Here is an 11,451-nt window from a genome sequence, read left to right as displayed (position 1 = left end):
TACCTCTATGCGCCAAAATATTTACTCCAACCGGTCAAGTGCAACAGTTGATTCAGATTTTCCGCTTCTAAAAAAGCGTCCGATGGATCAAGCAAACGAGCCTTAATGGAAAGACTCCCCCGTTTAAGCCTTGGAATATCCGTCCCGGACCATGTGCTCAAAACTTCACCCTCAATAAACTCCAGAGCATTCAGGTCGGGCTTGGGGAGAAGAAGCCACAGGGAGTTTCCATCAAGAGGGATTCCGATCAAGGTCCTTTCTGTCAGAAGAGGTTTTCCCTCGAGGTTTCTCATTCCTCTCAATGCCTTTCCAAAAAGAACAACATCCTCCCATGAGGGTGTTTCAAAGCAGACAGCTATCAGTCCGATTTTCTCGGCTTCTTTTTCGATCAGTTGTTTCTCCTTCTGGAGTTCCAACCAAAACCCTTGACCGCTGTAAAATCCGGTTGAGGGGTCCTGAAGGAAAACCGAATCCAGACGAATCATCAACGAATGGTAAAGCTTATTGTCGTTTTCACCCCGACCGTCTGAGGGGAAAAAAGAGTGCACTTGCAATACGGGTGTGACTTCTTGAAGTAACGGAAAAGAGGACAAGAGCTCATCCCATAGAACGAGAAACTTTTTCTGAACAACTTCAGCTCCAGAAAGCGACGTGTGGGGAAGGCAAAGACAAACACCATCTCCGTCTCCGGTCAACCCAGAAAAATCCACATCCCTGAGAAGACGCTTTACAATCTCCCGAACAGACAAAAGGGCCGATCGGAAATCCGTTTTGGAACCCGCACTCGAACGAAAAGAAACCTCAAGCAAGGAAAATGATGCTTGATACCGGTAAGACTTGCTCAATTCTTCTGCAGCTCTCCTCGCAAAAAAAACAGGCCGGAGAAACCCAGTCGTTTCATCTATGGAAACACTTTCCCTCGTTTTTTTGTGAGATTCCAGGAACTCCAGCCGGGAACTCGCCCGATCAACAATCATCCTCATCATCTGAAAGAAATCGGGTGTTAACTTTTCAAACGGAGCATGCCAGATGACCAACAAGAATTCGACCCGATATTCCTCTGATAAAACAGGGTAAATACAAAGAGGCCGATGTTTTTTTCCAGAAGCAAAGACTCCTTCTGGAAAAATCCCATTCTCCCGAATCGTCATGGCCTGCCGTGAGTCATAGACTTTAAAAAATGGGGGATAGGATCTGTCAACCCTATCCGGGCACTGAAAAGATCCTGCAGAGCCTTCAAGGAAGAAGTGATCCCGATCCCGACGATACAAGGCAACGGAATCTGCCCCTACGAATGAAACACAAAGAGAAAGCAATGTTGAAGGAATGCTGTCGATCTCATCTTTTTCAAGAGAACGGAAGACATCAAAAAGCTCTGTCGCCAGATTGGGATCAAGGAAGACTCTTTTTTCAAGTTCCTTCTTTGCCTTGATCAGAATCTCGACTTGAAGGGTCGCGGTCCGGGCCGCATCTTTTTCCTTGATAAATTGGGACTCCAGATCCGAGTATCTTCGGGATTCAGCGTCCCTGAGCTCCCCCACGATCATCCCTGAAAACAGAAATGCCGAAGGCCACAAAAAGGAAAAGTGACCTGGCATCAAGCTATCCCAATGATCCTGCCAGAGAAGTAACAGGTAGTAATCCAGACACCCCAAAAGTGCCGAAACAACTCCTGGCAAAAATCCGTATCTGGCAGCGATGAGCAGAACCAATGGGAGAAACGGATGGAATCGGGGGAGAATGAGTGAAGAGATCCCGTAAAACTCCAGAAAGAATCCTGTCAAAATCAGAATTCCTCCCAGAGCTTCGAGATAAGGAAGCCACCAGAGCTTTTTCTCCCGCGTCCAAAAGTTCATCGGGTCTATTTCCCTCGGGAAACCGAAGTAGAGAGAGTCCAGTCCGATACATAATGGGGGAAATCTTCTCTCCTGGAGATTTGCTCACATTTTTTTGTAAAAGCAGGATGATCGGGATCATCATAATCAAGGGCCAACACGACAAGTTCCGGATTGCGCTTTTTTGCCTGATAGATCAACTGAAGAAAAGACTGTCTTTCATCTTCCGGGACAGAAACATACGTTTTCGTTTCCTCATCGAAACGGGAGCAGAAATCTTCAAAGAGAACTCCCGAGATTTCAGGAGCAATGGAAGGCAGAATCTCAAACCCCCTATTCACAATGATCCGAATACCCGGATAGGAAGCATGGACAGTTTGAATAAAGCTTTTCATCGCCCGGCGAATCCCCTTGCCCTTTATAGGATGTTCCTTACGATACTCCAACGGGGAATCCAGCGTATCCAAAAAAATCCCGCCGAACCGATTCCGGAGATCGTCTTGGATCTGCCTTAAAAGGGCCTGCCTGAAAGAATCCCGCCGGATATCTGCAACTCGCGAATGCCAAAAGACGTTTTTGGATAAGGTCACTCGGGAAAGCTCACCGGGAATTGCTGACAACTCTTTCGACACATTTGTTCCCGGATCAATTTCCCCGAGCGACAGATACGCAAAATAGACAGTTTTCGCATATGGAGCCGGTCGATAAGAATCCTGCACAATGGCCCAGTCCACATGGGAAAAGGATTTTGGGGAAGGTCCATAGTAGACAATGAAGTGTTTTGGCCCAGATGAGGTGGGCAGATGAGAGGCGCCCGGAATCTCATTGTGGCAAGATGCTACCAGGAAAAAAATACCCAAAGCACAAAGAATTTTTAGAGTCTTTTTTTTACTGTCTGACAAAGCGTTCAACCTCGCGTCGGATCAGCTTGCCAGAGAGCGAAGTCAAAGTCTGACTGCAACCCCAAAAACAGGATCCGACCCCAGATGCCCGAACAGACCAGAGAATCTTTCCGCTGGCAAGGTCGGTCATCATCCATGTCAACCCGACAACGGGCTCACTTTCAAGTTCAGAGCGATAGCCATATTCAATAACTGAACCAGACAGGATCATATCGACCCCCATCGATCTGAGCCTGTCCCGCAAACCCGGAGGAATATTCATGGCAGATATCCCACCCGGAACTTCAAAGGGAATCGATTCGGAGGAAACGACCCTTAAGGAGTTTTGACGGATCAGAGATGATATCAGGATAGTCGTTACCGACTTTCCCGCATCAGGGGTTGTCGTCAGATTGGAAAAGGGAAGAATAAGAACGGACAATGGAACATTGGAAACAGGAAGATGTCCGGAATGATTCTCCGATGTGGAAGAACACCCTGAAAACCCCAGAATCAACACAATAATAACAATCCAAGAAAATCTCCCGGAAACAAGAGATGATCCCTTTAAAACCAAAGATTGAATCCCCATACAACCTCCTGAGATGCACCATTGTAAAGAACGGACTGATTGAAATAGTCTCCGCTAGCAAAACCTTCAAGATGAGTCGAAAAACGGTAGGAAAGACCAGCTCCTCCCTCATAGGACGGAATATGGGAATAAATATCTTCATATCCCCCAACCTGGGCATTGAAGTTCAAGCGGTTGTGTATCTGATGCTGGAAAACCAAAGCTGAAAAAAGAAATTGCTGTCTTTCAAGAATAGGCACCAGTGCGGCAACTGATTGGGATGGACTCATCATGCTCCAGTCTTCATATCCAGCCAAAAAATCAATCTGGGGAAGCGGATCCAGCACCCAATCCATCATTCCCATGGTATTGTGCAAGGTGCCAAAAGGAACGGTTGCATTCTCCAGCGTATAATCAAAAAGCCAGCTCTCTGCCACAAAAGAGAGTCTGGGAGATGCGTTCCATGTGATCTGGGCCATATATCCGCTCTGAAGACCATCTCTCACAATCGATTGTCCAAAATCTCCCCAGATCATATCGTCAAATCCCTGAACATCAACGGCAATGGAAGATTGTTGTCCGCTCACATGAATATAAAATCCCGGAGAACCGGTCAGACGTGTATCACCGGCCTCACCGGTTATTTGCCAGCCCGGAGAAGGAGTCCATCGGATCCCGGCATAGGAGAAGTCATTCGTTCCCCATCCTGCCCCCGAACCCACACCAAGATACTCCGTTCGACCTGCAAAATAGTTGATATTTGAATAGAGGGGTGTCTCAATTTTCGTATCGAAGATATAGGATGCTCCTCCCGGATAAAAAATCGCAAAGTTTTGATTTTTCAGACTCCAGTCCTTCATATCATAGAGAGAGAGCAATCCGCCTGTGACTCGGGGAGCCTGCGTTTCCCCCTGGGAAAAGATATGGGAATCGAACGATTCTTCATTATCAAGTGCTCCCTGAACTCGATAAGAATCAACAAGATCATTCCAGATAACCTTGTTGGGAGCTTTCCGGTACAATCGCCAGAGGAGTTTCTGTGCTGTATGAGTGTGTCCTTCTTTCATCAGAAGCTCTCCTTTATAGATCAGAAAATCCCTGTCGTCAGGGTGATTCGACAACCATTTATTCAGGTAGTGAAGCCCTTCTCCGGGAGTCCCAAGTTTTGTGACAAGTCTTGCTGCCCAATAAAGACCTTCCCTGTCGTCCGGAAATAACCGAAGATACAAAAGGACATCCTTATAGGCCACTTTTTCATGACCCAACGCACTCTGAATTTTGATACTGTAGAGAAGTTGTTCTTTTTTCTTTTTGGAAATTCTAGAGAGAGGGAGCATCGGATAAGAGATCTGTGATCGCAAAACATCGGAATTGGAAGGGTCTCCTCCTTTTCCCATTTCACCATTACACTCTGAGAGGTGTTTTTGGAGCAATTTCCATGACAATCGGTCCATTTTTCTGGCCATCCGATTATCCCCCATCTCATGAAATGCCTGTCCCATGTGATAAAAGATCCGATAGTCCAAAACTCCGGCTTTCGTTGCCAGCCGATAATATCGGATAGCCAAACGGAACTCCCCATGGCTATAAGCATGATTGGCGAGAAACAGAAGCGCTGTCCGATTATTCGGTTGAAGCTTTAAAAGATGTTGGTAATGAACCAGGAGTTGCCGATTATCCCCGGACCAGATCTTGTGTTTGATCAAAAGGGCAAAACCTTCCGGATCGGATGGAAGGAGCTCCACAAGCTTTTTATCATAAACAAGCGCACTGGAAAGCTGATCCGCCTCAACAAACCAGTCAGACGCCTGAAAAAGAAGAGCCCGGTTGGATGGATAGGCAGCAATCACCCGATTAATGGATTTTTGGGCCAGAGCGTAGTTTTTCTCCCAGATCAGGATATGAGAAAGCTCCATGCTCATGGACGCGGAAAGATCAGGATAACGGTCAAGAACGGCCACAAGATGTCCCAATCCTTCCTTATGGGGACTCTCTTCAAAAAGGCGAAACAGTTCAAACTGGTCATTTCTAAACTCCATTCGGCCATCTGAACTTGCCAGACGAAAGAAGATCCCCTTGAGTGTCTCCGTCTGACCGGCATCCCTGAAGTAGGGAACGGATCGGCGAATCATCTCCACGTCCCTGATCGCAAGTCCTCGGGCAAGAATGACACCACCCGCCATTGTTTCATCTCCCTGGTCAACGTTATTCTCTGCAAGGTCGGATCTTAAAACATCGAGCTGGGGATTGAGAGATAGAGCCTGTTTGAGCAAAGCTCCCTTAAGAGGGAGATTTTTATGATTTTCAGCATTTTGCCAAGCCAGTCTCAGGTCAGGAAGCGAAGGTCCAGGCGGTTGACCCAACCATGTGAGGAGGTCTTTTTGCGCCAGACCGTCCAAATGATACCTTAGATCCAGGTCCAGCATGCGAACATGAAAAAGTGCCTCAGGAAGGGGGAGTACCTTCTGCCGTTCCTCCATCAGCATTCTCGTTCTCTGATACCAGCCCATCTTGTCGGCCAGCCAGACAGCATTATCCCAGTTATCCTTATTCTTTGGCTCCCTCATCAGTAAACGCTCAAAGATTGAAAGTGCATACCCCTCGTATTTTTTCTGATAAAAGTACCATGCGGCAGATTCCAGGACGCTATTGTCCGAAATATTGGAAGATGCTTGTCGGTAAAGAAGATACGCATCCACAGGGCGACCCAGGTGAAACAGGGAGCGAATAGCCGGCATCAGGGAGCGGTCAAGTCCGGCATTCAGACTTTTCATTCGATCCGTCATCCGGATAGCCTCGGCATATCGCCCCCTTCTATAGGCAAGGTTCATTCTGAGTTGTAGATAGTCGATCCTCTTTGGAAATTCCGTTGTCAGCTTTCGAAGCGTTCTAGCTGTGTCATCAATATTTCCAGTCTGTGAGTCATATATCAGGATCGTTTTCCAATAATCCATATCACGGGAATGACTGTCGGCAAGACGGTGCAGGATTTCGAGGGCGGCATCGGGAAGATCCATCAGATCATATGATTTGGCAAGATTAACCATATCCTTAAGAGGTAATTTTTCATTCTGCAAAAGAATGTGGAGCTGCACCGCAGCTTTGCCCGGCTGATACTGGTCAAGATATAGTCTGGCAAGTTCCAGCCTGTCCTGATACTCCTCCGGATTTTCCGAGACAAGCTTTTCAAGATAACTGGTCGCCTTTTCCGGATAGCCCTGCAATGCGGCCACTCTTGCGGCATCCCTGAGACCCCAGACCGGGACCTTTTTTTCAATCAGAACTGGAGCCAGCAACTGTGAGGCATAATCATAGTTTCCTGAACTGATCGCAAGGTCCACATATTCAGCCCTTGTCGGAATCAGAAAAAGAGAAACCACATAAAAAACAAAAGAGATCAACAAGATCCATACGAATCGAATATTCAGAGTATCAACCTTAATTGAATACAGATTGTTATCGATCAAGAAACAAAGTTTGGGGGATTAAAAAGCATTACCATCATACACCATTAATAATAAATAAATAAAATACAAAATTCAGGAAAAGAGCAAAAACATGAATCAAGCGTCCTGTGTTTTCGAGTCACTTTCTTCTTGAAGCGTGAAATACCAGGTTTGTGCGGAATCGCACATAAGCCACCACAAAAGATCCACAAAAACAAAAAAAGTTAAATATCAAAAATATTTAAATACTGGCACGAAAAATGCTTAATGGTTATCTATCCATTCAAAACACTTGATCCTTTTGACAAAAAGCCAGCGTCCATAAAAAACAAGATTTCAAATATATGATGGAGGATTTTATGACCTTAAACGGAGACATCTTTACTTCAGCACTGATGCTCATTGCCCCATGGCCGCTTCTGATTGTTGGAGCTGCTCTTGGTATCAGGGCAAACAACCATATTGCCCTGATCAAAAAATCATCTCTGGCCGCATCCACATTTGCCTTGATTGCATCGATTCTCGCCGCTTTTTCGTACATCATGACACAAGCCGTTCCCCAAAATTATTTCTCCATAGATCTTCCGGCAGGCCTGGGTGCTTTTTCTATTGATACATCCGTTACACCACTTACCATTATTATGCTGGTCCTGGTCGCTTTTGTCGGGACAATTGTTTCCCGTTACTCTCTGCGATATATGGATGGCGACAGAAATGAGGGACTTTTCCATCGTTGGCTCTGCCTCACGCTTGGTTCATTCTTTACCTTGATCGCAGTCGGCAACATCTGGGCATTCTTTGCCTCTTGGGTTGCAACAAGCCTATTCCTTCATAAACTTCTGATTTTTTACAAGGAGAGACCGATTGCCTTGATGGCGGCAGGAAAAAAATATCTGTTCAGCCGAATCTCCGATGCAACCCTTCTGCTTGCAATCATATTGATCGCGAAAACCCTTCACACAACAGAGTTTTCGGGTCTTAACGAGGCACTTACCGGTTTGCACTCTCCTTTACCCGAATCGTTAATCGTTGCGGGATATTTGATCGTCGCAAGCGCCATCCTCAAAAGCGCCCAATTCCCATTTCACGGATGGTTGATTCAGGTCATGGAAGCACCAACACCTGTTTCCGCACTTCTTCATGCTGGAATCATTTACACCGGTGCATTTCTTGTACTGAGAATGAGTCCACTCTTATCGATTGTTGGAAGTAGCAGAGACGTCCTGATTGTTTTTGGAACCATCACCATCCTGACCACTTCGCTGATGATGCTCACAGAAACGAATATCAAGGAGTCCCTAGCCTACTCCACTTCCGCCCAAATGGGCTTCATGTTGATGGAGTGCGGAATGGGTCTCTACAGTCTTGCGGTCATCCATATCCTTGGACACTCTGTCTACAAGGCTCATGCTTTCTTGTCATCCGGCAGTGTTGTTGACCATTTTCGGACTCCATCATTTAAGGCAAAAGAAACACAATCCTCTTCCCGGAAGACCTTCCCCGGTCTTTTATTCGGAACTGGGATGACCCTAATGGTTGCCTGGCTATTTGGCATGAATTTTCGCGAACAGCCGGCACTTTTGATCCTTGGAACGATTCTCTCCGTTGCTGTGGCTCAACTGATGCTTCCGGCCCTGACTGCAAGACATCCCCGAAAAGGAACATTAATCGTCTGGATCTCTGGAATCAGTGCACTTGTCCTGTCCGGTTATTTTGGGCTTCATCAAATTTTTGAACATCTTCTGGGAAAAACACTTCTTGAGCCCAGATTCCCGGAAAACCTTTCGGAGATTCTGTTAAGTCTCTTCATAGCAGCAATATTCCTTTTGATATTTACTCTTCAGGCCAATCTTCACTCGTTGGAAAAGAGCCCCTTCTGGAATGCCATGTATGTGCACATCTATAACGGGCTCTATGTAGATACCATCATCAGCAGACTGATTCGCCGCCTGAATTTTGGAACCTCGGCAAAGGCGGCAGGATCTCCTGTTCTGAATCATAGGGAGGAGCTTCTATGAAAACGGCCAGTGAATATCTTGACCTCAGTGAGAAAATAGAAGCTGCCTGTCAAAAAATTGCTCCACTATGGCCACTCAAAAATTTTGTGGCAGTCAACCCCTATTTTGGACTCAGGGACCAGCCGTTCGAAAAAGCCGGAAAAACCTTGTTAAAGCTCACAGGGACAGGGCTCTTTATGGACAGGGAGTATTACCTGGAGCAGATGAAAAAAGGTCAGATCAGCAATCAGGATCTTGAGATGGCGTTATCGGAACGAGGAATCCACAGTGGCGCGGAAACATTCAAACTGCAGATGGAAAAGGGTTCAACAAAGAATATCAAGCCGGCTTCCCTTTTCAGTGATATCCTTTCAGAACACGATCATCAAGACTGGTCCGGATTCATCACCGAGAGAATCAGCCACTATTGCGCATCATATTTTGATGAGGGACAAGCTCTCTGGAAAAATCCTTTTAGGAACCAATCCTTATATAACGGTTGGGTTGCATTCTCAAAAATTGATAAGAGCCCATGGGCAATGGGTCTTTCTGAAACCAGGAAATGGGTGGAAAAACTCCCGGACAACCCGGACGACTGTATTTCATGGGCGATACAGGAGCTTGAACTCCCTTTTGAAGCGATTGACCTCTATCTTCACAAAGCCATCCTCAGCATTTCAGGGTGGGCCGCTTGGGCAAGATACCTTGATTGGCAGGCACAGCTCAAACAGGAACAAAATCATTCGGCGAAAGATCTGCTTGCAGTGAGGGTGTCCTGGGATGCTCTGCTTTTCATCATGAAAAAGTCTCCGGAGATTTCCTTAAAATGGAAGCATGCCGCAGATCATTTTCTGACCCAATCACCGCTTCCTGAGCAACCGATAGAATCAGTTCTTCACAGAGCCCTTGAATTCGGTTATCAAAAGCGTTTGATAAATGCCATCAGAACAAGCCTAAACTCTGATGTCAAGGAAATACGACCTGATCTGCAAGCCATTTTTTGTATCGATGTACGCTCGGAAATCTTCCGGAGAGCACTGGAGCAAGTTGCGCCATCCGCAGAAACTTTGGGGTTTGCGGGATTTTTTGGCATGCTGGTGGAATATCTTCCATTTGGTGCCACGAAGTCCAAAAACCATCTTCCCATTTTATTTGCTCCGACATACCGTATCAGGGAGATTCCAGAAGGAGCATCTAAAACAGAGCTAGAAGAACTCTTCAACAAGCGGCATCTGCGGGTAGGAGCATCCGATATATGGAAAACATTCAAAACATCAGCGGCTTCCTGTTTCTCCTTTGTTGAATCTGTGGGAATGCTGTCTGCGGCGAAGCTCATCGGAAACACAATGGGCTGGAGCCGACCAGTCGCTCACCCTAACCTGAAAGGGTTAAAGACCAAAGAACTCCAGAGGATGTCTCCCGCCTTGGGAAAAGGTCCTGAACTCTCCGCAACAGGAAAAGAGCTTGAATCAGGAATCCCGGAACATGAAAGAGCAAATGTTGCAGAGTTTATTCTCAAAAACATGGGCCTTGTCCGGAATTTTTCACCCATCGTACTTTTGGTTGGCCACGGAAGCAGCACACTGAATAACCCTCAGGCAACCGGTCTCGATTGCGGAGCGTGTGCCGGACAAACGGGCGAAGTCAGCGCAAGGGTTGCCGCAGCATTATTAAACGATCCAGACACCCGAAAACAGCTTGCATCTGATAAAGGGATTGTTATTCCGGATGACACATTCTTCATACCGGCACTCCATGATACAACCACCGATAATGTCACGCTCTTTGACATACAGTCACTTCCGACATCTTTGGGAGAAAGTCTTGCTCGCCTTGAAACATGGCTTTTTCAGGCAGGGCAAATCAGCAGGATCGAAAGGGCGGGTCTCCTTGGAATCAAAGAGCTTTCTCCTGAAAAAATTACAGATAACCTCAGGAGAAGGGCCAATGACTGGTCTGAAGTGCGGCCAGAATGGGGATTAGCTGGAAACGCGGCTTTTATCGCAGCACCCAGAAGCAGAACGGTCGGGATCAATCTTTCCGGAAGAGCCTTCCTGCATAATTATACTTGGCAAAACGATCCTGAATTCAAAACGCTTGAACTGATCATGAGTGCACCAATGGTCGTGGCAAACTGGATTAACATGCAGTACTTCGGATCAATGGTGGATAATCGGTTATATGGAAGTGGAAACAAGGTTTTGCATAATGTTGTCGGCGGTTCCATCGGTGTGCTTGAAGGCAACGCAGGAGATCTGAGAACAGGACTTGCCATGCAGTCGCTTCATAACGGAAGAGAATGGATTCATGAACCCATTCGTCTTCATGTTGTCATTGAAGCACCACAATCTCCCATTGAAGAAGTCATCAAAAAACACACCCTTGTCAGGGAACTGATTGAAAACGAATGGCTTTACTTCTTCAACATGGATAGTGATGGAAGGCTCCATCAAAGGATCTCCAATGGAACATGGCTGGAGATCACTTGAATCATGCAAGATTCCAATCTCCATAAAAACAGCGGTTTGCCTTAGGATGGGCCGGAGGAGAAGACCTCCTCCGGCCCTTGAGGTTGCTTTATGAACCTAAATAAGGTTTTAGCCGGACCATTGCAATTGGCTTAATAGTGGTAGAGGACGCTCAAATGAGCAAAAACCGAAAAATCCAATCTGGTCCCAATACTATGTACCCTCTTCCGTTGGATCAGCTCCCGTCGAAAAT

General features: G+C 46.4%; 6 protein-coding genes. 2 read left to right on the top strand and 4 right to left on the bottom strand.

The features are described from left to right. Positions 1-5: 5 nt before the first annotated feature. The 4 genes from LFE_RS03985 to LFE_RS03970 are packed head-to-tail and all read right to left on the bottom strand — an operon-like array spanning position 6 to position 6,688. A complete protein-coding gene (locus LFE_RS03985) occupies positions 6-1,856 on the bottom strand; it encodes a hypothetical protein (protein ID WP_014448985.1) in 1,851 nt (616 codons plus the stop codon). 5 nt (positions 1,857-1,861) lie between these two features. Next, entirely contained in the window at positions 1,862-2,737 is an 876-nt protein-coding gene (locus LFE_RS03980) for an endo alpha-1,4 polygalactosaminidase (protein ID WP_014448984.1), read from the bottom strand. After that, positions 2,724-3,308 carry a hypothetical protein gene (locus LFE_RS03975; protein ID WP_014448983.1) on the bottom strand — a complete coding sequence of 195 codons (585 nt, stop codon included), beginning with the start codon at positions 3,306-3,308 and terminating at the stop codon, positions 2,724-2,726. The genes LFE_RS03980 and LFE_RS03975 overlap by 14 nt, the downstream gene beginning before the upstream one ends. After that, complete coding sequence (locus tag LFE_RS03970) at positions 3,284-6,688, bottom strand: tetratricopeptide repeat protein (RefSeq protein ID WP_014448982.1); 3,405 nt, start codon at positions 6,686-6,688, stop codon at positions 3,284-3,286. The genes LFE_RS03975 and LFE_RS03970 overlap by 25 nt, the downstream gene beginning before the upstream one ends. A gap of 404 nt (positions 6,689-7,092) precedes the next feature. Here LFE_RS03970 and LFE_RS03965 point away from each other — a divergent pair, with 404 nt between their 5' ends. Beyond that, the gene (locus LFE_RS03965) at positions 7,093-8,751 is read left to right on the top strand and encodes a proton-conducting transporter transmembrane domain-containing protein (RefSeq protein ID WP_014448981.1); all 1,659 of its coding nucleotides are present in this window, start codon (positions 7,093-7,095) and stop codon (positions 8,749-8,751) included. Further along, positions 8,748-11,219 carry a YbcC family protein gene (locus tag LFE_RS03960; RefSeq protein WP_014448980.1) on the top strand — a complete coding sequence of 824 codons (2,472 nt, stop codon included), beginning with the start codon at positions 8,748-8,750 and terminating at the stop codon, positions 11,217-11,219. Before LFE_RS03965 ends, LFE_RS03960 begins: the two co-directional genes overlap by 4 nt. Positions 11,220-11,451 lie beyond the last annotated feature (232 nt).

The organism is Leptospirillum ferrooxidans C2-3 (assembly GCF_000284315.1).
Classification (GTDB): domain Bacteria; phylum Nitrospirota; class Leptospirillia; order Leptospirillales; family Leptospirillaceae; genus Leptospirillum; species Leptospirillum ferrooxidans.
This window is presented reverse-complemented; position numbering and strand designations above follow the sequence as displayed.